Origin of the sequence: Shewanella halifaxensis HAW-EB4 (assembly GCF_000019185.1) — a bacterium.
Taxonomy (GTDB): Bacteria; Pseudomonadota; Gammaproteobacteria; order Enterobacterales; family Shewanellaceae; genus Shewanella; species Shewanella halifaxensis.
On record NC_010334.1, the window covers coordinates 3024060 to 3047140 of the forward strand.

Sequence of the window (23081 nt, forward strand, 5' to 3'; positions counted from 1 at the left end):
CATATTGGCAAAAGAAGCATTCTACTCTGGATTTTTAATCTGACCAAACCTAAACACTTGGTTATACCAAAATGGTGCAAAATCTGAACGATATGTACGAACTTTCATACTTTCTTGGTCAAATAAAACACTGACCTGCCCCTGCATCCCAGCCGTGAGAGTTAAAATATCCCGTTGCTGATAGCGTGCAATGACCTCTTTGTTAGGAAAGCCATAGCGGTTTCGAAAGCCTGCTGGAAACAAAACCAGCTCAGGAGAGACGGCATCAATAAATGATTCGGTCGATGAGGTCTTACTACCATGATGAGGGGCTATTAACAATCGACTCTGTAGAATGAGGTCATGACTCTTTGTCATTTCAAGCAATCGATACTCAGCCTGCTGCTCTATATCCCCCGTTAATAATACGCTGTTATCAGCATCACTCACTCGAATCACACATGAACCGTTATTACCCGATTTAGGCACATAGGGCGCCAATATCTCGAGTCTCAGCCCCTGCCAAAACAGTGTCTTGGGTCTGCAATCATGTTGCTGAAGAGGCAAATCTGAAATCACCTCGGCATCGGGGTAATTATCAATGATATAAGCGGCGCCGCCAGAATGATCATTGTCACCATGACTCACAACAAGGTAATCGATATGCCCAAGCCCCCTACTTTTGAGAAATGGCTGCAGTGCCCGCTCAGCATAACTAAAGTTTTTGCCATAACGGGCGCCTGTATCATAAATAATGGCTCGCTTGCCCTGCTCAATAACGAGCGAGAGACCTTGGCCCACATCGAGCAGGTGAACTTGCCAGCGCTTATCGTCAATGGGCATCAATCTAAACAGTATCGTGAGCAATAAGGGAATGAACATCACCGACAGTAGGATCCGCCATGGCCATTGTTTAAAATTGACCGTAAGGTAAAGGCCTATTAATGCAACCATCAAAGCAGCGATAACCTCATTGGCGAGATCGAGCCACACAAAATCAACAGAACTACTGTAGTTCAATATACTGACCACAGGCGACATAGCATAAGCCGCAAGGACAAATACTCCCGGCGCCGATATACCAAAGTTGGTTAGCAGAATAAAAACCAATAATGACAACAGACTTATAGGGATAAGCAGCAAGGTAAACCAAGGGACTAACAGCAGATTGACGACTAGGCTGGCCATTGATGCTCCGGAAAAAAAGATAGCCTGAACCACACATAACCCAAGGGTTAAACGCCACTGTACCGCCCAAAAAGAGAGGGCCGCCATACGAAGCTTGCTCCATAGAGTCAAATTCCAACTTGTGGCAACACTCTCGCTTGGTGACAGGCCGATATTGGAACCCGCTTCATCACTAAACCGATACTGAGTCACAGTGAGTAAGATAATCGCCAAGGCGCTAAAAGATAGCCAAAAACCAGCACTAAGCATGCTCAAGGGGTCAAGAACTAAGACGATAAAGAGTGCATAGAGTAGCCGCTCCCAACTTGAGGAGTGTGTTTTCAATGCGCTAAAACAGATAAACGCCAGCAACATGATCAGCGCTCTTTGTGTCGAAACAGAAAAACCCGCAAGGTATGCGTAGGCGATTGCGCCCAGAGCAGAGATAACCAAACACAACAACCAATTTCGGCGAGTATTTACCGCCGAGTATCGATACAAGAAAAAGCGAGTAAGGATCAACAACCAAAGCGATACCACCGAAAGGTGTAAACCTGAGATAGCAAACAGATGACCCGTTCCCGTATTTCTGAGCTGTTGCCAACGTGCTGATGAAATAAGGCTCCTATCTCCGGCCACCAGCGCAAGTAACAGATCGCCACTAGCGTCATCGACCAACACAGATTTCAGCGCTGAAATTAATCTTGTACGATAATCAGGCTCGTTTCTTAACAACTTCCCACTAACAACCCAACCTTTTCCTATAATATGTTTAGCGAGCAAATTCTTTTGTTGGTTAAAACCGCCCTGATTTAACATGCTGGTGATGGACTTGGGCTTTATGGTTAACAACCAGCGCTGACCTGGTGCTACGGGCGGAGCGTCACGCCAAGTTAACCTCAGCTTTCGATTAACAATATGGGAAAAAACCGAATCGATAAGCACAATATCCATACTGATCCGGTCGCCGTTTGTATGAACAAATGATATGATCTCAGACTCGACATTCAATGTATCGACTCGTTCATCTGTATTCCAACCCATTAATAGTGAATAAAACAGGCTAATCCAACTAATTGCAAACAGGCTGCCAGCGATAAACGGCACACGCTTACACGCGATAATAGCCACAACGATAAGTACAGGCAGAATATAGAGAGTAGGTAGAGAGGGCCAAAGCAACGCTGAAACAATAGTGATGCAGTAGCCGCACATAAATCGATTCATAGTGAGTAAGTTAAGACAGCAAATTGAAGTTATGCCAAAAAAAATAATTGAAAAGTTTATGCCGAAGCCAGAAACACTGCGCGAACACAAACACTTGCGCATGTTTGGCGATCTACTACTAAAACCCAATTTATGGACCTTAAATCGTCGTTCAGCCCCCGGTGCCTTCGCCGTAGGCCTATTTGTCGCGTGGATCCCGATGCCATTTCAAATGGTATTGGCCGCCGCATTGGCAATTTTATTTAACGTTAACCTCCCCCTAGCCGTTGCGCTAGTGTGGGTCACGAACCCGATCACCATGCCTTTTATGTTTTATATCGCCTACCTTTTAGGCGCGACCCTATTAGGACATGAACCTCAGGCGTTTAATTTCGAAGCTAGTTGGCATTGGATCCAAGCCTCGCTTGAAACCATTGGTCCACCGTTTCTTCTTGGCTGTATTGTGCTTGCATGCATTTTCTCACTATTGGGCTACTTTTTAATACAAAACCTCTGGAAATACTCTGTATTATTTAAGTGGAAAAAACGCTATAAATAGGCACGCCAACTTAAATTTCCCAATAAAAAAGCAGCCATTTAGGCTGCTTTTTTATTGCTTAAAAGAACGAGCCTATCTAGCATCTTGCTTGGCTAAAACGCTCTTCATCGAAGGCACGATAGTCGTTGGATCGAGTCGCACCTGATACCAATTAACTCGCCAATCGAGATGTGGGCCAGTCGAGCGGCCTGTCGAGCCTACCTCAGCCACTTTATCACCCTGCTTAACCTGCTGCCCCTCTTTTACATATAACTTACTCAAATGTAAGAAGCTTGAGCTCACGCCATAACCATGATCAATAATCATGGTGCCACCAGAGTAAAACATATCTGGCACAGAGAGAGAGATCACACCATCGGCAGGTGCCACAACCACAGTCCCCGTTTTAGCTGCCACATCAACACCGTAATGTGGTGTGCCAGGTTTACCGTTATAAATACGCTGGCTGCCATACACGCCGGAGATCCTGCCGGTTAATGGCCAGATAAATTGCTGGTTAAAAGCATCACTTTGCGTAAATTGCGCCCTTGCGGCCTTAACCTGCTTAGAGTCCTTTGCTGCCCGCGCTTGTGCCTTAGGATCGGGCTTCATGATCTTCTTACTGATCCCATTAACTTCCTGGATCCGGTATTTGCGCTTCTTCAGTTTTAACGGTTTAAGTTCGGTTAAACCGTCGGGATAAACCAGCTTAAGCATCTGCTCAAGCTCTGCTTCTCTAGCGAAACCAAAGGTGAACAGGCCTTGAGCATTCACTTTTATCGGTGAATCATTTAAAAATACCTGAGTGCCAGGTTGCACCTTTGCTCGGACGAGCGCGCCTTGGGATAACTCCCCGTTTAGTTCAACGGCGGCGCTGGCCTGAAACGTCATACTGGTCAATACACCAGTAAAGATGATGTGCGTAAATGCTCTCAAAGCCACTCCTTAAGTGCTTTTCTAATCGGCAGTATTATAAGCCGTTCTACTAGCAATTGCCCCTTTACCCACCCCTTCATAAGCAATCACTTTAAAACCACTGCTAGGGACTTTCTCTGATAAAGTTTGTGCCATATAGTCAGCCAATAACTCAACCGTTGTATCGTGTGGAAGGATGTCGCAACACTCTTTAGGCATTGCTAACTGAAAATCACCTTGCGGTGTTTGGTAATGGAAGCCAAAGTGGGTCTCATCGCTTACCACAGTCTGTGGAGACAGAGACAATGAACCGACGACAACTTGGTCTTCTACTGTAGCGAGGTAAATATCATTCCAACGTTTAGCCCAATACTCATCCCATTTAGGTGCTGCTACGCCGTTTTCAAATACTGTTACAGGGCTACGGTGTCCGTGAGCAATACGCTGGCAATTACCGTCGTGTTTTTTCAAACCATGACTGTAGTGGTAATACGGCGCATCATGCATTTCATTTCTTAGGGTCAACGAAATACCTTCCACATTCGCAGGTAAGGTTTGTTTTAAAGCTTGCTGTAGAAACTTATTCACACTTTCAAAATCGATAATTTCACTCGGGATCAGCGCAAATGCTTGTGACGGGCAGGCTAGATGAATATCACCTTGCTGACTAGAGAAGTCCATCCATACTCTGTCCCCCTGTTGTTGCCAACGCGCTTCACCGCAGGCCGTTGGGATCAATAAACGGTGATCGGCGACATCATCTATGGTGCGTTTGATGGTGCGCTTCACTTTAGCAAAGTCGAGCACCATATTTTGTTCATCTAAGTCACCATCAAGCAGTACATCGACAATCCAGCTCTCACCGACCATGCCTCGTATCGGGCAAAGGTAAGAAAAATCGATAACAGTTAAATCTTTTACAAATAGTTGCATTTGCGCTCCTAGGTAGAAAAACAGTCTACCTGTCTTAGTCCATACAGCATTGGCCGCAGGATGGTAATGTGCTCTAGAGTCGGTAAAGGTGACTCTTCTCTTAATAATTTTAGCTTACAATGATCAAGCCGAACACTTATGGTTCGGCTTGTTAATTTGCCTCTATTCATGATTTGCTATGAACAAGGAGCCACCTACTGATGGCTTAGGATTATTCCCCCTTAAGGCGACGGTCTAGCTGATCTTTAAGGTTTGCTGGTACACCTTTAATGATAATGGTGTCAGATACAGGATCATAAATCACCCTTTCACCAAGATGTTGGCCGTCAAAACTCAACGTGACACCACCACCAGTACCTGAGAACTTCTTCAACTGTCTTAAGGTTGGTTTATCACCAGGAAACTCCTCTTCCAGCTCATAATCACCGCCCTGAGCGAAATCATAAAAAGAGTCCACACCTTGATCTGCGAGTTCATCGGCTAAGTCTTTAATCTGTATTGATGCGCCTTCATCACAACGTTCGGTGCAATAATCGAATACGCGCTCACGGGCTTGCTGACGCTCATCTTTAGTCAGCTCACTGTTACCAACAAAATCTTCAACTGCGTTCATTAAAGATTTATTTTGTGCCTTGATATTAACCCCTTCGACACAGCCCATGAAGTCCAAGAAGAAATCTGCAACCTTACGACCCGCACGGCCACGAACAAAAGAGATATACTTTTTAGAGTCAGGATCCGCCTGCCACTCCGTTAAATCGATTCGCGCAGCAAGTTGCACATTGTTCAGATCTAAGTGGGTATTTTGCGACAACTCCATATCATCGAGTACAGTCATCGATGATTTTGCGTTAAGCAGAGATACAAACAAGTAGTCGCTTGTCATATAGGTGTAGCAAGATAGCAGTAAGAATCCACCAGTACTGAAGTCATACTTAGACAATTCTTCTTGTAACAACTTACCTGCAATGCCTGAGAACTCAACGAAGCCAAGCTCACCGCTGCGATAGGTGGTTAGCGCGTCTTCAAACTTAGTGTTTGCTTCGCCATCTTCACCACTAATACCAAAGTGACCAAACCCTTTACCCGCCTTTGTGGTGTAAGTTTGATGCAACTCTTCTAGCATCGCCTCAACCGCTTGACTGTTTAGCAAAGGTTGTGGACGTAATCGACAACTAAGTTGACCTTCACCATCTTGCGAAATGGAGTGGATAATTGCTTGTTCGACGTTAATACTCATTGAGCCTCGATAAAATTTGGCAAGGAGCGCAGCGAATGGCTTGTGCTCTAAAAAATGTAAACAACGGTTATTTTGCAGTCTAAATAGCCGCAGTTTATTGCTCTGCTACTGACCACAATCAGGTGTTGGCTATCATACCAGAGAGCCGCTAAAAATCTATATATCTTGAATGAAGACTCAAGAGTAAAAAACCTTTTATGGCGCTATGTCCCAGACTGTAAATTTCTGTTGATAAATCATAAACAAAATGCACCAAACGACTTGAAATGCCGCTCTGACACAGATAGAAAGAGCCGTTAATGCCTATGACCGAAACTTATATAAAACCAATCTGTAGATAAAGTATAAACAGGGATTTTTGAGCAACTCTGTGGCTCAATCGTGTATTCATCCTGCAAAGGGGAATAAAAAGTGCGGAGCTTCTGCAAAAAATCCGTTATTATATGACGTTAATTAAGATTTAAAGTGAACCTTTATCATTATGGCTATTCAATCCAAATATTCTAATACCCAAGTAGAGTCTATTATTGCTGAGTTACTCGCAGTACTAGAGAAGCACCAAGCTCCAACTGACTTAAGTTTGATGGCACTAGGTAACTGCGTAACACATTTACTGCAGAACAAAGTTCCTGCGGAATCACGTAAAGTGGTCACAGAGCAGTTTGCTAAAGCATTGTCGCAGTCAGTAAAAACTAACTAAGATAAATTAAGCTGAACACGTTGAGGCTAATTCACGAGCAATTAGTCTTCACAACGCCTAAACAATAAATGGATCAACATGGTTGAGCGACAAAAACAGATTGGACGTGATCGCGTTTCACGCTTAGTAAGCTGGGGACACTGGTTTGCCTTCATTAATGGATTACTTGCCATTATCGTTGGCTATCGCTATCTCGACACCATAGGACTTCCTGAATCATTTATAGGCTGGGGTTACCTAGTGATCAGCACGATAGGCCATTTTAGCTTTTTAGCTTTTATGGTCTATTTAGTCTTTATCTTCCCAGTCACACTGTTACTGCCTTATTCAAAAATTCTGAGAGGCTATGCCGCCACAGTCGCAACTCTTAGCCTGTGTTTGCTACTCTACGATACCGTTATCTATGACGATTATGGTCTGCACTTAAGTCCCTTTGTGTTCGACCTTGCCTGGGCAGACTTAAATGCCCTACTTCGTGGCACCTCATACATTATTACGCCTATTGCCATCTTGGTGATAGAGCTCACGCTCGCCAATTTCCTGTGGAAGCGAATCGAAAAAATCCGTAAGCGCAATGTCGGTAACAAGGTCGTCGCCATCGTGGGGATCTGTTTTGTCGCCAGCCATCTTATTCATATCTGGGGCGACGCAGCAGATGTCACCGAGATTACCCATTTCGATGATGCCTATCCGCTGTCTTACCCTGCGACGGCAAAAAGCCTAATGGAAAGCTACGGCATTGAAGGAATTCAAGACCATAAAAATCAAACACAACCTAGGTCTAGCCTGCAGTACCCTTTAGCGCCGATGCAGTGTAGTGCCGATAGCCAACCCAATATATTAGTCATTGCGGTAGATAGCTTGCGCGCCGATCTTGTCGATGAGTCAACGATGCCGTTTCTTGCCTCTTACGCAAAACAAAATATGAACTTTACCCAACACCTCAGTGGCGGTAACCAGTTCAATAGCGGGATGTTTAGCCTACTCTATGGTCTGCAAGGCAGCTATTCCAATGCGATTGACCTGCACTATCAAAGTCCAGTATTAACCCAAGAGCTAGCAGCTAAAGGTTATCAATTAGGGCTGTTTACCACCCAAGATACGCTACCCGAGACACAAGCAATATTTAACGACTTTAAACGCATCGATGCTGAGCATATCAACAGCTATGCCAAATCTGATCTTCAATCCGTTGCTAACTGGCAGCAGTGGACACAATCGGTGAAGCAACCTTGGTTTAGCTTACTCAATCTCAAATCACCAGAGAGCTATGACACGCCAATTGGCTTCTTAGGTATTAAAACGGTCCAAGCATCATCAAAGTTAAAGCCCGCACAAAAGGTACTATTTAACCAGTATCGTCAATCGCTTAACTTTATCGACAAGCAGATTGAACAGGTCGTTAGTAGCTTACCAGAAAGCACCATGGTGGTGATCACAGGGGTGAATGGCAAGATGTTTACCAGTAACTCTGACGAAGCGAGGGTTAACCTGTCTCCCGATAGTATTCGAGTGCCGATGATTATTCACTGGCCAAATGAAGAGTCACCTAAACAGATCAAGTATCGCACCACACACAATGGTTTAGTGCCCGCGATTTTGACTCAAACCCTAGGCTGCACTAATCCCGCTTCAGACTACAGTTCTGATCAGAGCCTGATGCAACCAAGTGATAAAACTTGGGTTTACGTTGGTGATCACCGCATTTTTGCAATTTACCAAGAACATGAAATCACAGTTATTGACCGCCACGGTAAGTACCGTATCTACGATAGTGAGTATCAGAAGCGCTTAAACAAGAAGTTGAGCGCTCCTGAGCTGATTGAAGTCATGCGCGAGGGACGTAGGCTCTACATCCATTAAAGATTATAAACTAAGCAAATGAACCGTTTAAAGCCATGAAGAGCTTGCGTTAACAAAAATGACTTGATAAAGTGCTGGCTCTTCAGAACTCTCCCCCTTAGTTATACATTGCTATAACGGGTTCTGTTGAATATCTCGGGATATGGCCTAGTCCGGTAAGGCGCTTGTCTGGGGGACAAGAGATCACAGGTTCAAATCCTGTTATCCCGACCACATTAAACAAAAAAGCCAGCTATTAGCTGGCTTTTTTGTATCTGAACTTTTCTACTGAAATAAAAAAGCGCTGTAATTATTAATAATTACAGCGCTTTTATCACTGCCGAGTATTTACTCGTGACAGTCAGCACACTCTTTCATTGTTAGTTCAGGAGTGTGAACTTCTTTATCTAGTTCGTGAGCGCTTGCCATATCGTGGCAATCGTTACAAGTCGCGATGCTTGCTTCCATCTCTGTATGCTCTTCAACATTAATTGTTTCATGGCAGTCAGTACAGTTTACAGCCATAGCTGACGCAGAAAACGCTAACGCAGCAACCAAAGTTAAATATTTCATATGCATTCCTTAATATCGGAGTTATCGCACTTAATGTTTGTGGTGTCACAGAACTGTTAAGGCTTATTTTTGTTAGTGCCGCTTAATAAATGAAAGACTTAGAGTCTCTGCAGCCCTTGCCTACCATGATATGAATTAACCTTAACTGAAACTTAAATTTAACCACTGAGTTGAACAAAAGCTGAATGACAACTCTATGACTTGTAAAGGATGTGAGCAAGGTCTGACATATAGTCGACTTTGCAATTTTATTTTTTAAAATATCTAAAACGAGCCTACGGCTAATTTTTGTGAAAAGTTAATATATAAATGCGCTCAAAATTTAACCGTGCGCGTATCTTTGTACATTTAACGGTTGCTATCGGCTTTTAAAGTTAATAAATTGTAAATAAGCAATTCAGTGATAATAGATAAGAACTCATATCAGAAACAAAGGCGCGCTCTTTTGTGGAAAATAGAAAAAAATAAATTACTGTTAGCCTCTGTTTTAGGTTTAATCGGCTTACTAGTCAACCTGTATCCAATTCACCTATTCGCTAACATACAGCTGATCCTAGGCAACGTATCCTATGTTATTGTCGCGATATTGTTTGGCCCTTGGTATGCGCTCTACACAGCACTAATAACGGTTACAGGACTAATGATCGCCTGGGACAGCGCTCATGTTTATCTATTATTTGGTGTTGAAGCTCTCTGCCTCGGATTTGCAAGACGGCGAGATATCTACGCTTTATATGCTAGCTTTGGCTTTTGGATATTTATAGGTATGCCACTATTTTACCTATATGTCTTTTTATTCTCAGAGTTACCCAGTAGCCATATTGCTTTTATTATTCTAAAGCAAGGGATTAATGGCCTAGTGTATGCGAGTATTGGTTCAATGCTCGTCATCTTAACCCCCTCTTTTTGGCAGTTTAAAAGCAAAATCAAAGACACACAGCGGCGTACGTTTAATGGGCAATTGACTTATACCTTTACACTGGTCATTACCATTGCCCTACTATTAGCCGCATTGCTATTCAATAATCAATTTATCGAACGCCAACAAACCTTGCTCTACCAGAATATTGAAAACTCCGCTGACCATCTAGGTCTATCAACCCAAGCTTACCTAGACTCCCATACCCGAGCCATTAAAAATGCGGCTGCGTGGCTCAGCTTAAACCAACACTCTACGGCCGAAGAGCAGATTCTATTATCTCAGTTACATGATAACTACCCAGGCTTTATTACTATGTTACTTGCCGATAGAGACGGCACTATTATAGGAGCCAGTCCAGCCTCATTACTTCCCAGCAATGAGGTGCAAGGAAAACAGATCAATATTCAAGATCGAAACTATTTTATCCAAGCTTTTATCAATCAGCGCACTTTTACCTCGCCAGTATTTCAGGGGAAAGGCTTTGGTCATGATCCTATCGTCGCGATTAGTGCTCCTATCTACCGTGCAGACACGCCCCATCACCCCATCGGGATCATCGAGGGTTCATTAGACTTAAATGAGTTCAAAGCGATTGATAACGCCAATACCGACAGCAATAATCAATCAATTGTGCTGATAGATAAAAATAAAAGGATCATATACGCCAGTGACAATCTCGGCCTTGCTCCACTATCCCTGTTTAGTTACTCGCTACCCAGTAAAAACTATATTACGCCGTTTCCTATGCTCAATATCACCCAGAACGATAATGTGGCACCAGAATTCGTCTATGCGAGTGTAACCTTGCAAAATGATTGGCAACTCTTTGTTCTTAATCCTTTTAGGCCGTTAGTCGAATTAGTCGAAGGCATGTATTTAGCGACATTTGCAATTTTATTTGTCGCGCTATCAATTACCATCTACCTCTCCCGAGTCATCAGTTCTCGCCTAACCTTACCGCTGGAAAACATCGCTAATAAATTCAGTACAAGCTCAGAGAGCGCGAGAATTGAATATGCGGTAGATGATGACTCCCCACTAGAGATCTACACCTTGTTTCAACGCTTACAGCAAAGTAAAAGCCAACTTATTAGCTATCAGCTAGAGCTTGAGGAGAAAGTGGCGATAAGGACTTTGGAGCTCGAACACGCGAATTGCAAATTAAAGGCGCTAGCCGAGAAAGACCCGCTGACAGGTTTATATAACCGCCGCTATGCTGAAGATAAATTTCCGGCTATTCAGGAGCTCTGCCAACGGAGCGATGAGGTTATTGCAATAGCCTTATTAGATCTTGATAAGTTCAAGTTCATTAACGATACATACGGTCATGACGGCGGAGATCTGACTCTTAAGCGTATCGCCGAACTGCTAAGGCAAGAGTTTAAACGTGACTCCGATATCATTGTAAGATACGGCGGCGAAGAGTTTCTATTGATCATGCCTCTGTGTAATGCACTAAAAATTGAGCATCACTTAGAAAGCTTTAGAAGAAAACTCGAGAACATCATCATCAAGGGCAAGCAGCCGTTCCAAGTAACCACCAGCATAGGCGCTGTTATAGGTAATGGCACTTTCAGCACGTCACTGGAAGAATGGGTTAAGCAAGCGGACACTAACCTGTATCAGGCCAAAGAGACAGGCCGAAATAAACTTGTTTTCACTACCTTAAAAGATTAATGAACAGGGCAAAAACCTGCTAGCAACAACCTAGAGCGGAGGTCATGTATTGCTTTTAGTTTATGCGTTCTGAGTCTGGCCCTTTAAGGGATTATTACCTCATCCATTTTATCAAGTATATAAGGATAAAATGGATTCCATTTCTGTCTCATGATTTCGCTAGCAGGCACACTGATCACCCCTCTCTCTCCTCTAGAAGCCCCTGTGCCAATCTGAATATGGGGCTTATTTGCATCCCAAATAGGCCCATACAAGGCATCACTTTTAGGAAACGGCAAGGCAACATGCGATAGCGAGTAAACCTGCTTAGGCCAGCTTAGCCCTAGAGAGGTAATGCTATTGTCATTTAAGTTACGAGCTTGAATATATTTGCTCTTTAGACTGCGGTTTTCAATCAGAGTAAAGTCATAGTTAAACTCCCCCTGCGCCATCAGCTGTTGATAAGGCTGTATAGGGTCATTCAAAATCAGACTCAAGTTCACCTGAGTGCGATTGATATCAAATAACACCAGCTCATGACCTGCGCTTGGCAAGCGACTATATAGGCCATTGACCACCGCACTTGTATCTACGGTATCATCGGTAAGCGATTGAAACGTCAAGATTGGCGGCAGCTCATTGAGTCCATCATGCTCAAGTTGCCAAACCAGCTCATGATTACGCATTGAAAGTTGATAAACGACATCGCCAGCATTTACAGCAAAGGAGCCATACTTGAACGGGTCATATTCGACTTGAATACTGTTCCAGCTCAGTTTATCTAACCCTAGTAGGTTACCAAGCCTTGCCTGCCACTTAGCGCCTGCTGCGACCGGAGGAAGACCGATAGCGGGCGAGATCAACACCATGGCCGAATAATCTGCGGCTCTATTAACAGCTAAGCGCTCAAGGTCATGATTCAACGCCAATGCTGCTCCCGTTGAAAATCCGACTACATATAAAGGTTTGTCACCCAAAGCCGTTTTCATATGCCTGGTCGCCAAAGCAACTGCACCAGCCATATCTTGCCAATAGATATTGGTCAACGCCGAGGGCAAGGTGCCATGACCCGGCAACCTGAGTCCCAAAACATGGGCCTTGTTCTTATAATGTTTAGCGAAATGCGACATAGCATAAGGAGAGTCAGACATGCCGTGGATGAGTAATACCCCATATTCTGCGTCAGCGTTAGCCCACTCATAACTGCGATTCCAATCTTGGATCCAGTGACCAGGATCTGAATAACTTCCTCTTACATAACGATTGAGAATGTCGAGCGACTGCGGCTCGCTAGACTGTTGATACACTTTACTCTCTAGCTCAGCAAAGAGCTTATCTTCAAGCTCCAGATATTCATCGAAGCTATTAAGGTTGCTCTTTAAGCGATACTCGGAGGTTAGCTCGGTAGTATGCCAAAGTGACAGTTCGGGACGGGAGTTTAAAAACCACACCACCATAGCAATTAACGCAATGCTAGTGCCTAACGACGCATAAAACAAAGCAAAGGCGAGATGTTTTGTCGATCCAATAATAATGGCTTTCATAAGCGTCGCTATTCATCCTAAACAGGCAATATAGTAAAAGATAACTTACATGTTTTTACAGTGAAACGGAAAACTGAGGAAAATGGAATAAAAATATACAGATAATAGGCCTTGATACCACGATAACTGACTTTACCTGAGCCCCTGTTTATCTAAATTAGTATCATCCTTAAAAGCGGCCTAAAGAAAAAGACGCCTAGGCGTCTTTCGTATATCAATAGCGTCGAATACCTATCGGTACCCGCGCCGCCATTAGCCTAATCATAGATCGTAGGAATTGGTTCACGTTTATGCTGCGTCGCAAGGTACATACTGATCAATTTATCATTAACAAAATTACTGACCACTTTACCTTCTAAAAAGTCATCAATCTGCTCGTATGTTAGCCCCAACGCCTCTTCATCTTCTTGTTGCGGATGTTCCTCTTCAAGATCAGCGGTTGGCGCTTTGCTCACTAATACTTCCGGTGCGCCAAGATAGTCTGCCAACTGTCTTACCTGACGTTTATTGAGACCAAACAGCGGCGCTAAATCACATGCACCATCACCCCACTTAGTGTAAAAGCCGGTAATATTTTCGGCGCTGTGATCGGTGCCAACCACGAGCCCGCCTACAAGTCCTGCAATATCATATTGAGCAACCATGCGCATTCTTGCCTTCACGTTGCCCTTTACAAAGTCGATTTTATCATGCTCAGGTAAGGCTATGCCTGCAGCTTCAATCGCCGCGAGTGTTTCACTATGAACGCCATCAACACCAAGCTTTACATTTACCGTCACTTGCTTTGAAGGCTGAATAAACTGACAAGCCAACTGCGCTTCGTCTTCATCTTTTTGTACATCATAAGGCAGGCGAACCGCTATAAACTGGTAGCTACTGCTCTGAGACTCGCTATTGAGCTCATCAACCGCAAGCTGACACAAACGTCCCCCCACAGAGGAGTCGACCCCCCCACTGATCCCTAACACCAGTGACGTTGTACTCGATTGCTTTAATTTTGACTTAATAAATGCCACACGTCTTTGCACCTCAAAAGCGGGATCGATTGCTTTAAGCACCTTCATTTCCCTTAAGATCTGTCCTTTCACGTTCTACACTCCGATGGTGGTTGGCATAAAAATTGGTTTATATTATGGGTGAATTCTTGCGACAATTCACGACCTGTTTAATAACAATCGTGTTAATTTAATCTCTGCTAGGAAATATGTGCCGCTTAAACGCTAAAGCGTGTTTTAGATCAAACCAATAAGAGACCCGATGGAACTTCAATTACTCATATCGCTCGGCATCATTCACCTCGCAGCACTTGCTAGCCCCGGACCCGATTTTGCCTTAGTGGTTCGCCTCGCGACACAGGAGTCGCGCGCAGCAGCTATTGCCTCATCGCTAGGGATCGCCGTGGCGATTTTAGGCCATACGCTATTGAGCCTAACTGGCGTCAGTCTGATCATTCAAAGCTCAGATCTCTTATTCACCATGGTTCAATTGGCTGGTGCCAGCTATTTGGCCTGGATGGGAATGGGCGCAATAAAAGCTGCATGGCGGCATTGGCAAGATCCGGTATCGATTGAGACCGCCGCACGAGGACGCGGAGTCACCGCGTATAAAGGCTTTATGCAGGGGCTGTATACCAATATTTTAAATCCCAAGGCGCTGGTGTTTTTTATCACCCTATTCTCAACCCTTATTACGCCGCAAGTCAGCTTCGCCACCAAGAATATGGCCGCTTTGCTGCTATTTTCTTTATCCTTTGTTTGGTTCACCTTTATTGCGGTCGTGCTGTCGAAGCCCAAAGTTCAGCTTAAAATGAAAAAGGCCAGCCCGCTAATTAACCTCATCACTGGGGTGGTGTTTATTGGCGTTGCACTGATAATTATCTCCGGGCTCGTGGCGTCACAATAGTCGCTAATGCGAATAGCGAGTGCTCATCGCTATTCCTATTAGCGTTCAAGTATCAGTAACGGGTTACACCAGTTGATGTTTCTCTAGGCGGTACAAGAAGGCCTTGTAGCTTAAACCCAGTTGCTTTGCCGCTTGGGTTCGATTGCGGTCATGACGTGCCATCGCCTGCTGTAAGCAATCTTTCTCAAATGCTTCCCACTCAAAACCATCAACGGGTAGCACAAAATGATTGGGGTTAATTGTACTTTTGCCAGATTGTAATTCGGCAACCAGCTCTTGTTCATCACCGAGTAGCACAAATCGCTCAATTCGATTCGACAGCTCGCGTACATTACCAGGCCAAGGATAATCCAGCAGTGATTTCATGGTGTCAGCGCTTAGCTTAACGACTTCAACCCCGTACTGACCACCGTGGATTTTGAGAAAATGTTCAATCAGTCGGCCAATGTCTTCTCGACGTGCTCTAAGTGGCGGCATATCAATGGGAACCACGTTCAATCGATAAAACAGATCTTCTCTGAAGTTACCCAGCTCCACCTCCTCTTTAAGATTTCGGTGAGTCGCTGCGATGACCCTAACATCTAACTTTATCTCACCATTTTGTCCAAGCCGTGAGATCACTCCTTCTTGTAAAAATCGCAATAGCTTAGTTTGTTGCAGCAGAGGCAGCTCCCCTATCTCATCAAGAAATATGGTGCCCCCATTAGCGGCTTCAAGCTTACCTATCTTTAAGGTATTCGCACCGGTAAACGCCCCCTTCTCTGCGCCAAAAAGCTCTGATTCGGCAAGGGTTTCAGGAATGGCGCCACAGTTGATAGCGACAAACGGCTTATGCTGTCGGCTCGACAGTTGGTACAAGGCCCGAGCCGCAAGCTCCTTACCCGTACCACTTTCGCCGCCAATCAGCACAGTGGCGTCGGTTGCACTCACCCGTTGCACACGGGCGTACACCTTTTGCATACAGGGCGCCTTACCCACTAAGCCCACCAGCTCTTGTTGCTGGGATAACTCTGAGGCTAAGCGTCGATTTTGCTGTTTAAGTGTCAACGACTTAGCGACTTTGTCTATCGCCATCAACAGTGATTGGCGCTGATATGGCTTTGACAGATAATCATCAGCCCCCGCTTGCATGGCATCTACCGCGTGGGTGATAGTGCCGTAAGCCGTGGCGATAATAAAGCCAAGGTCGGGGTACTCTCGTCTCACGTAGCTCAGCAGATCCATACCAGTCAATTGTCCAAGCTTCCAGTCTGAAAACACGAGGTCTGGCACACTCTGTTTTATCGATAGTATGGCTTCTTCAACGCTTGCAGCGCTGCGGATCTGATATTCATTTGCAGCTAAAATTTGGCAGATAAGCTCGCGTTGATCCGGTTCATCTTCAACGACTAAGATCTGTAGGGGGGCATGACTCATGAGTGACCTCCTTGTTCTATATCGGCTTGTTGTTCAAGCTGTTGCGTACCAAGACCAAAAATGAGTGTCACGATTGTGCCTCCTTGGGGATTATCTGCAAATTGGATTTCACCATCATAATGGCTCTCGATTAATCGCTTAGCAATATAAATCCCCATGCCAGAGCCTTCGGTTTTGGTGGTCACATGGGGTTTAAATATCTGCTCTTTAACTAATGGGTCTATCCCTTTGCCCCAATCAGTAATGGTTACTCGCTTAGATTTTTCATCTTGGCTCAGCTCAATGGTTATCTGCTTTGCCTCTGGATCTGCTTCAACGGCGTTGATCATCACTGCATGTAAAATGCTTCTCAGCTCAGACTCCGCGCCATTAACACGCAAGATGGTAGACTGTGAGTCAAACATGACTTTAGGCTTAATGCCGGTTATTGAAAGCTCTAACAAAATATCTTGAATAATGGCATTTAACGGCACCGCCTTGTCTCGTGCCACCTCATTGCTCGAAAGCGTTAGCAACGATTGAATACTCTTATCCATCAAGGCGATTTTTTGTTGCATCTTACTATTGAGTTTCTCTCGCTCAGCAAGGGACTCGGTGCAGGTACTTTGCTCTGATAGCAGCCCCAACGTATGCAGCGGGTTTCGCAGACTATGGGCGATACCGCGAGTGATCTGCCCAAGATCGGCAAGATGTTGCTGCTGCGACATCTGCTGCTCTTTTTTACTTAATTTGGCTAATGCCTGACTCATACGGTTAAAGCCAGCCAAGATCTGCTTCAGCTCTTTTACCCCTTGCTCCTTAAGCTGTATACCAAACTGCCCCTCCGCCAACTTTTTATGCCCACCTGCAAGTTCAGTCAAAGGCTCGGTAACGTGATGACTTAGCCAATACGCCAATAGCAGTGCCATCACACTGGTTAGTAAAATCGCCAATAATACCGACTCACTAAAACGCTCAAGCAGATGATTTGCCCCGCCACTTGGCAGCTCGACAGTACGCTGACTTCTAAATTGCAGCGCGTTACTTTGGCCACTGTCTTCGTTACTACTGATATCGTGAACCAGCATATCTTTTCCATCAACAGCATGCTCAGCTGTAGCGCCTTCAATAATCAGCACCCTACCGTCTTTAAGCCATTCATCGGTATGGATCTCTATATTCTCAAGGCTGCGCTCTACCCGCTGCTGATACTCACGTGCGGCTTGCTCACGCAATTGCTGCATGTTCTCGCGATTACTCTTTACTAACATGCGCTCTTTGGCTAATAACGCTTGAACCTTCTGCTCAAGCGCAGCTTTCTTAGCCTTAAATGCCTCACTCTTGAGCTGCAACTCACCGCCTTGGGTCGCACTATTGGCGAGCTCAAGTGCTAACTGGTCTATTTCACTATTTAAGCCCTCAAGCTGGCCATCAAGCTGCTGCTCTGCCTCATCGGTTAATCGATCAGCTTCATCTTCAAAATGTTCATTTATAAGCTCATTGTGTTCAACCCAATCAATGCTATCCAGTTCAAATTCAGCCTGCACTTCTGATACAGCAGCGGGTACAACCTCGGGCACCTGAGGAAATGAAAACTCCATACGTTCAAGCTCTGCGGCATTTTCAATCACCACACTCACGAGGCTTTTTGATAAACTTTTTGAGCTTTGCTCAAGCTCTGCTTGTAATTGGGTTTTGAAATATTGCGCCACAAATAACTGACTCATTGCCAGTAGTAGGATCAGCGCCCCAAATAACATAAACACGTAGCGTTTTATCGACATAATCTACTCTTTTAATTTCCCTATCTACACGTTCAGGCTGCGGTCATATCACTCTATTCTCATATCACTATACAAGATTGATACCAACTGCTTTCCCTAATCATTCTGATAAAAAGCTTCTCAAATACTGGGCTTTAGCGACGCTATACATGACTCAAGCTAACACAGATTGAGTCAATATCCCCATATCAGCAAATTACCTACCCATATCCGCAATTTTGTTAAGCACTGGTTTTTCGGCAAACCGATAAAATACCAACCAACGCCATTAACCATCAGGGATTGACAAAGTTGGCATATCCTTCGCAATTCCCCTTGTATCAATCAATGAATCAAAAATCGCCAACAGGCTTATAAACGTAAATCATCAATGCAATCATTAAAGGGGATCGATATGAACTTAACACCACTTGCTATCGCGCTAATCACAAGCTGTTTAGCCCTGCCTCAACTCGCCTATAGCGCACCAACTGATGTTGAGGTCATAGAAAAGAGCAACCACAGTCTAATCACCAAGATCAATACCGATGAAAATGACATCACCCATGTCACGACTCGCTTAAACGATACAGTCTATGACTTGTCATTTACGGCCCAAGAGCTCAGTGACAAAGAAACCATTAAGCAGAAGGTTAGTGAGTTACCAAAAGAGGTACAAAAGCCTATTGCGAGAATGCTAGAGCGAGTGCAGCTATACGCTGTAAACTCAAAGGCGACACTGGATCCTAAAGTTGAGCAAGCCATTAAAATTAAGCTTGAGAAACTTCATAAGCAGTTAAATGGTAAAGAAGCAGAAATGGAAGCCCATGCGATGAAACTTGAATCTAAGGCTAAAATATTAGAAAAAAAGGCCCGTGAACTCGAAGTACTATTTGAACAAAATGAGGGGGAATTTGAGATCCATATCGAATCTATCGGTGATAATATCGAAGTGCTCACCGAGCAAATTACCGAGCTTGAATTAGAGCGACTCGGGCTTGATGGTGAAGCATCACGCGTGCTAATCATCCAAGGCCACGATAAACCAACCCGCTTGGATATTCTCGAACTTATCGAACAAGCCGACTTGAGCGATGAAGATAAGCAAAAATTGACCGAGGCATTATCGCAAAAGTGAGCTGTTGCTGCTCCCCCTTTTAAACGCTTATCGGTGATTAGCTGTGGCGCTGCGGTTATGGGGGCGGCTTATCTGTAGTAGCTTAGCCGCCCAGACCAATACAAAACAAGGCCCCCATCCCAGCCCCACTCAACATAGATGGCACAGTTAACATAGATAGCGCCGTTAACTCTTAACACCATATGTATTTAGTATTTTGCCACGGCGCTTGTTATATATAGACAACGAACCCAAAACAAATTAGATTAGCTTTTTTTCAATCCCCCCAATGACTTCTACTACTGCTTGAGGCTTTTTAAATGGGTTTAGGTTGCATTCCTGCTGCCATAAAAAACTTGATTGCAACTGTTGATAACTACTCAACACGCATATCTAGATTTACCATCATTAATGCATTGGTATCATCTTCGATTATGTTGATGCCCATCGCTATTTTTAGGGCTATCATTCAGATTGTCGCCGTTATTGCCGAACTTAACGCGCAGACATGGCTAGCACAGTTCCTGTATGGCATGAGCGACGTTATTTTAGAGGTGCTACCGCTGCTATTTTGCGTGGTCATATCTTACGTACATTCAACCTATCTGCGCATATCCGGCATCATGTGTTTGATATGTAGTTTGGTATTCATTGCGGTCGTTAACTACATCTTAAATGGTAGCCCCTCAATCATCGATTTCAACCTGTTCATCACGGTTATGGTCACAGCACTGTGTTCCTACACCATTAAGTGGTGCACCCGATTTAAAACATCATCGGACATTTCTAATGAGATCGTTGATCGAGGCATTTTGCAACTGATTCAATTCAGCTTAGTGTTTGCCATTGCCGTAATCTTTTCATATGCACTAATGGCAGTTCAAGCCGTTATAGAAGATCTCACCCTTTCCTTCGAAGCCAGCGTTATTCCCCATGATTACCTATCAGGGCTGCTCTATGAGTTTACTCGCAACATCTGTTGGTTTTTCGGATTTCATAGCTACCACCTTGTCGGTAATTTAGGTCTGGAGTTTCAAGCGTTAAGCACCGAACGTATTGCGTTAATAAACAGTGGCTCTACCCCAGATAGCTTTTTAACCTACCAATTTATGGACATATACAGCGCCATTGGTGGTAGTGGCTCGACACTGTCATTAATTGTGGCTGTATTGTTTTTCTCTAAGAGCCGCTCCCATCGCAATCTTGCCAAGGTCAGCACTCCGTTTTCCATACTCAACATTAACGAGCCCATTATCTACGGCATGCCAATTATTTTTAATATTTGGCTAATCGTGCCCTTTATTTTGGTGCCCTTGATTAACTTTTCACTGGCCTATGGCTTAACCGCGGCTGAAATTATTCCCCCCCTGACTGAGAATGTGAATTGGATGCTGCCTGCAGTCTACAATGTTTGGCTCGCCAGTGATGGGGACATAGTCGCTAGCATGCTACAACTGGCAATGATCTTACTTGGCGCTCTTATTTATAAGCCATTTTTGGATAGATATGGTGCAGAACACATACCTAGAGCGAACCTAGATAAGATCAATCAAACAGATTTAGCGGGCAAGTTCTCCGACTATCGCGATGTTATTTCAGAGCAGAATCAAGCAAAAAAGACCATCAAGCAGATTATGGATGGTGGCGAGTTTATTCTCTACCTGCAACCTCAGTTCGACCTCAAACAAAATGCCATTAATGGCGGTGAGATCCTGCTGCGTTATAGGGATGATCGCGGTGAAATCAGCCCACCATACTTCCTCGACCTGTTCGAACGTGTTGGGGTGATCAGCGATATCGATTACATTGTGATCACACAGGTCAGCGAGCTCGTGGATACCCATGCACTGCCACAAGACTTTAAGGTATCAATCAATATTTCTCCCTCAAGTTTCTGCTCAGAACAGATCCTATCTGAGCTCATCTTATTGTCGCAGAAAATGGCGACAAAAGGCCTTAAGCTTGTGGTTGAAATCACTGAAAATCAGCAATGGGAAAAAGAGCAGGCCTACAACAAAATATTTGAGCGATTACAGTCACACAATATTTTAATTGCACTCGATGACTTCGGCACAGGCTATTCTAACGTCGCTAACGTTCTAGGCTTTGCCTTTGATTATATTAAATTGGATATGTCGCTGGCCTCCCATGAGATGCTGATAAAAAATCCAAATGTCATCAAAGGTCTCATGTTAATCGCTGAAAGTGGCGGCGCCCAGATTATTGCCGAGGGGGTCGAGATCAAAGAGCAGGTTGATATTCTGACCCAAAGTAATATTTACACCTTCCAAGGTTACTATTACGCCCGCCCGATGCCGATTGATGAGTTCTTACAAAGTGCCAATAGCCACGCTACGGCCTCGATACATGCCTCACCGATAAGCACCACAGAGCAAACACTTTGACAATAGATTGGCACCTGCATTCAGGCCATAGCGGTTTGATGGCTAACTTGGAAGTGCCCCAAAGTGGGTTAACCTTCGAATGAAGGCTGATTACATTTTCTCTGAGCTGTAGCTACGGGGAAGTGTGTTCTTCATTTTAGCTTCATGGGTATCAATCGCCTCCAGCGGGGTATGTGCAGACACTGCCGTGACACGCAGCAAGTCCGTCCTTGGAAGCTCGACCATGACGAATAGCATCCCTGCTAAAAGGCCAGTTCGACATCCTGCCTCTCGTTCGAAAGCTTGATAACTTCGTTATCTTTCACCTTGTCATGGACGGTCACGACCGTATCTGCACTAGATAATTGGTGTTTCATTTAGGGAGTAGTGGCTTGATTGCTAGCTTGGAAATGCCCCAAAGTCAGCTAGGGAAGAAGTTTGTTTGTATCCTGTTTATCAGCCTTTGCAATAGCTAAGCTAATTTGAGGTGCCACACATAAGACCTGTCCCGACTTCTCTCCGCGCGTGTATATTGCACTTATGCAATGATCGAGGTTCTTTGTTTTACTCACGCAGAGAAACAGAGGTTGAACTCTTTTTATGTTATAACTTATTGTTTAGACGTTGTTTTACTGTTAGTCTTGAATGTTAAAAACACATGTAAGCAGCTCTTATTAAGACCGTTCTTATTCGGAATTCAGCCTAATATGCTATTAGGCGTCTATGGAGTTGTACTTGGAGTTAATCTTAGGAATTGCCACATTACTAGGTGGTATTACAGCTATTTGGTTCTTTTATGATAAACGGCATGTAATTGCTGCATGGTTTAAATTGAATAAAAGCCATGATTCCGCACGCTCAATATTTGATGTTTCAGATGAAGACTTTGGATTCATATCTAATAATTTAGATACTTTAACTAAATAGGGTCATTCACCAATCAATGAGTTAGAGAAAGAAACTTGTATATCATTATCCAATCAAGGCATCTTACATATGGATAATTATTGCTGTCCAAATACTGCATCACAGCAGTAATTACCTTTTCAGGAGGGTTATACCATCTTGTTTTAATAGGGAAAAAAATCACGACAATCAACATGCCTATGAGCCAAAAAAACAATATCCTCGACAATTTAGGTAACTCAAAATACCATGTAGTCAAACCTGATAATGCCAGCCAGATACAAAAACATATCAAGAGCGGCTTAATTTCTAATAATATCGGAAAGAAAGAATTACCTTTATCTGCAGGGGCTGCACTGTAAAACAATACAGCCCCAAATAACAGCGAACATAGAGCTT

18 protein-coding genes and 1 tRNA gene are annotated in these 23081 nt (G+C 44.1%); 10 read left to right on the plus strand and 9 right to left on the minus strand.

Annotated elements, in window-relative coordinates; all coding sequences use genetic code 11:
• Positions 1-21: 21 nt before the first annotated feature.
• The gene (locus SHAL_RS13035; RefSeq protein WP_012277592.1) at positions 22-2373 is read right to left on the minus strand and encodes a DNA internalization-related competence protein ComEC/Rec2; all 2352 of its coding nucleotides are present in this window, start codon (positions 2371-2373) and stop codon (positions 22-24) included.
• A gap of 31 nt (positions 2374-2404) precedes the next feature.
• On the opposite strand from SHAL_RS13035, the gene SHAL_RS13040 reads away from it, so the two are divergent.
• On the plus strand, positions 2405-2911 hold the full coding sequence (locus tag SHAL_RS13040) for a DUF2062 domain-containing protein (RefSeq protein ID WP_012277593.1): 507 nt from the start codon (positions 2405-2407) through the stop codon (positions 2909-2911).
• Positions 2912-2983: 72 nt separating this feature from the next.
• On the opposite strand, the gene SHAL_RS13045 is transcribed toward SHAL_RS13040, so the two are convergent.
• The 3 genes from SHAL_RS13045 to yejK all read right to left on the minus strand — a co-directional run bounded on the left by SHAL_RS13045 (position 2984) and on the right by yejK (position 5978).
• A complete protein-coding gene (locus tag SHAL_RS13045) occupies positions 2984-3781 on the minus strand; it encodes a M23 family metallopeptidase (protein WP_012277594.1) in 798 nt (265 codons plus the stop codon).
• Between the two features lie 66 nt (positions 3782-3847).
• Positions 3848-4738, minus strand: a complete 891-nt coding sequence (locus SHAL_RS13050) for a 6-carboxytetrahydropterin synthase (RefSeq protein ID WP_012277595.1) — start codon at positions 4736-4738, stop codon at positions 3848-3850.
• A gap of 211 nt (positions 4739-4949) precedes the next feature.
• Positions 4950-5978 carry a nucleoid-associated protein YejK gene (yejK, locus tag SHAL_RS13055; protein ID WP_012277596.1) on the minus strand — a complete coding sequence of 343 codons (1029 nt, stop codon included), beginning with the start codon at positions 5976-5978 and terminating at the stop codon, positions 4950-4952.
• 481 nt (positions 5979-6459) lie between these two features.
• Here yejK and SHAL_RS13060 point away from each other — a divergent pair, with 481 nt between their 5' ends.
• The 3 genes from SHAL_RS13060 to SHAL_RS13070 all read left to right on the plus strand — a co-directional run bounded on the left by SHAL_RS13060 (position 6460) and on the right by SHAL_RS13070 (position 8754).
• On the plus strand, positions 6460-6678 hold the full coding sequence (locus SHAL_RS13060; RefSeq protein ID WP_012277597.1) for a YejL family protein: 219 nt from the start codon (positions 6460-6462) through the stop codon (positions 6676-6678).
• 78 nt (positions 6679-6756) lie between these two features.
• Positions 6757-8541 (plus strand): DUF3413 domain-containing protein, encoded by a 1785-nt coding sequence (locus tag SHAL_RS13065; RefSeq protein WP_012277598.1) that lies wholly within the window; start codon positions 6757-6759, stop codon positions 8539-8541.
• Positions 8542-8677: 136 nt separating this feature from the next.
• A tRNA-Pro gene (locus SHAL_RS13070) sits at positions 8678-8754 on the plus strand.
• Positions 8755-8868: 114 nt separating this feature from the next.
• Here the strand turns inward: SHAL_RS13070 and SHAL_RS13075 are convergent.
• Positions 8869-9093, minus strand: a complete 225-nt coding sequence (locus SHAL_RS13075; protein ID WP_012277599.1) for a cytochrome c3 family protein — start codon at positions 9091-9093, stop codon at positions 8869-8871.
• A gap of 445 nt (positions 9094-9538) precedes the next feature.
• Here SHAL_RS13075 and SHAL_RS13080 point away from each other — a divergent pair, with 445 nt between their 5' ends.
• A complete protein-coding gene (locus SHAL_RS13080; RefSeq protein WP_041416004.1) occupies positions 9539-11692 on the plus strand; it encodes a diguanylate cyclase in 2154 nt (717 codons plus the stop codon).
• Between the two features lie 83 nt (positions 11693-11775).
• Here SHAL_RS13080 and SHAL_RS13085 read toward each other — a convergent pair whose 3' ends face one another.
• Together SHAL_RS13085 and nadE are read right to left on the minus strand one after the other, a co-directional pair.
• Positions 11776-13215, minus strand: a complete 1440-nt coding sequence (locus tag SHAL_RS13085) for an alpha/beta hydrolase (RefSeq protein WP_012277601.1) — start codon at positions 13213-13215, stop codon at positions 11776-11778.
• Positions 13216-13472: 257 nt separating this feature from the next.
• Entirely contained in the window at positions 13473-14303 is an 831-nt protein-coding gene (gene nadE / locus SHAL_RS13090) for an NAD(+) synthase (protein ID WP_012277602.1), read from the minus strand.
• A 169-nt stretch (positions 14304-14472) separates the two neighbouring features.
• Between nadE and SHAL_RS13095 the strand changes: the two genes are divergently transcribed.
• Positions 14473-15117, plus strand: a complete 645-nt coding sequence (locus tag SHAL_RS13095; RefSeq protein ID WP_012277603.1) for a LysE family translocator — start codon at positions 14473-14475, stop codon at positions 15115-15117.
• Positions 15118-15180: 63 nt separating this feature from the next.
• Here the strand turns inward: SHAL_RS13095 and SHAL_RS13100 are convergent, their stop codons facing one another.
• Positions 15181-16533: a sigma-54-dependent transcriptional regulator gene (locus tag SHAL_RS13100; protein ID WP_012277604.1), complete on the minus strand. Its 1353-nt coding sequence runs from the start codon at positions 16531-16533 to the stop codon at positions 15181-15183.
• Positions 16530-18296, minus strand: coding sequence for a sensor histidine kinase (locus SHAL_RS22400; protein WP_012277605.1), 1767 nt, complete (start codon positions 18294-18296; stop codon positions 16530-16532). The genes SHAL_RS13100 and SHAL_RS22400 overlap by 4 nt, the downstream gene beginning before the upstream one ends.
• Before the next feature lie 394 nt (positions 18297-18690).
• Between SHAL_RS22400 and SHAL_RS13110 the strand changes: the two genes are divergently transcribed.
• The 4 genes from SHAL_RS13110 to SHAL_RS23270 all read left to right on the plus strand — a co-directional run bounded on the left by SHAL_RS13110 (position 18691) and on the right by SHAL_RS23270 (position 23044).
• A complete protein-coding gene (locus SHAL_RS13110; protein ID WP_150102094.1) occupies positions 18691-19413 on the plus strand; it encodes a Na/Pi cotransporter family protein in 723 nt (240 codons plus the stop codon).
• Between the two features lie 299 nt (positions 19414-19712).
• Positions 19713-21797: an EAL domain-containing protein gene (locus SHAL_RS13115; RefSeq protein WP_012277607.1), complete on the plus strand. Its 2085-nt coding sequence runs from the start codon at positions 19713-19715 to the stop codon at positions 21795-21797.
• Between the two features lie 714 nt (positions 21798-22511).
• Positions 22512-22703: a hypothetical protein gene (locus tag SHAL_RS13120; protein WP_041416005.1), complete on the plus strand. Its 192-nt coding sequence runs from the start codon at positions 22512-22514 to the stop codon at positions 22701-22703.
• A gap of 80 nt (positions 22704-22783) precedes the next feature.
• Positions 22784-23044 carry a hypothetical protein gene (locus SHAL_RS23270; protein ID WP_190273601.1) on the plus strand — a complete coding sequence of 87 codons (261 nt, stop codon included), beginning with the start codon at positions 22784-22786 and terminating at the stop codon, positions 23042-23044.
• Positions 23045-23081: the final 37 nt, after the last annotated feature.

Coding starts and splice junctions, on each gene's coding strand:
- SHAL_RS13095 (WP_012277603.1), top strand. CDS start 14,473: ATGGAACTTCAATTACTCATATCGCTCGGCATCATTCACCTCGCAGCA.
- SHAL_RS13110 (WP_150102094.1), top strand. CDS start 18,691: ATGAACTTAACACCACTTGCTATCGCGCTAATCACAAGCTGTTTAGCC.
- SHAL_RS13085 (WP_012277601.1), bottom strand. CDS start 13,215: ATGAAAGCCATTATTATTGGATCGACAAAACATCTCGCCTTTGCTTTG.
- SHAL_RS13050 (WP_012277595.1), bottom strand. CDS start 4,738: ATGCAACTATTTGTAAAAGATTTAACTGTTATCGATTTTTCTTACCTT.
- SHAL_RS13100 (WP_012277604.1), bottom strand. CDS start 16,533: ATGAGTCATGCCCCCCTACAGATCTTAGTCGTTGAAGATGAACCGGAT.
- SHAL_RS13115 (WP_012277607.1), top strand. CDS start 19,713: ATGGGTTTAGGTTGCATTCCTGCTGCCATAAAAAACTTGATTGCAACT.
- SHAL_RS13075 (WP_012277599.1), bottom strand. CDS start 9,093: ATGAAATATTTAACTTTGGTTGCTGCGTTAGCGTTTTCTGCGTCAGCT.
- SHAL_RS13065 (WP_012277598.1), top strand. CDS start 6,757: ATGGTTGAGCGACAAAAACAGATTGGACGTGATCGCGTTTCACGCTTA.
- SHAL_RS13060 (WP_012277597.1), top strand. CDS start 6,460: ATGGCTATTCAATCCAAATATTCTAATACCCAAGTAGAGTCTATTATT.
- SHAL_RS13045 (WP_012277594.1), bottom strand. CDS start 3,781: ATGACGTTTCAGGCCAGCGCCGCCGTTGAACTAAACGGGGAGTTATCC.
- SHAL_RS13040 (WP_012277593.1), top strand. CDS start 2,405: ATGCCAAAAAAAATAATTGAAAAGTTTATGCCGAAGCCAGAAACACTG.
- SHAL_RS13035 (WP_012277592.1), bottom strand. CDS start 2,373: ATGAATCGATTTATGTGCGGCTACTGCATCACTATTGTTTCAGCGTTG.
- SHAL_RS22400 (WP_012277605.1), bottom strand. CDS start 18,296: ATGTCGATAAAACGCTACGTGTTTATGTTATTTGGGGCGCTGATCCTA.
- yejK (WP_012277596.1), bottom strand. CDS start 5,978: ATGAGTATTAACGTCGAACAAGCAATTATCCACTCCATTTCGCAAGAT.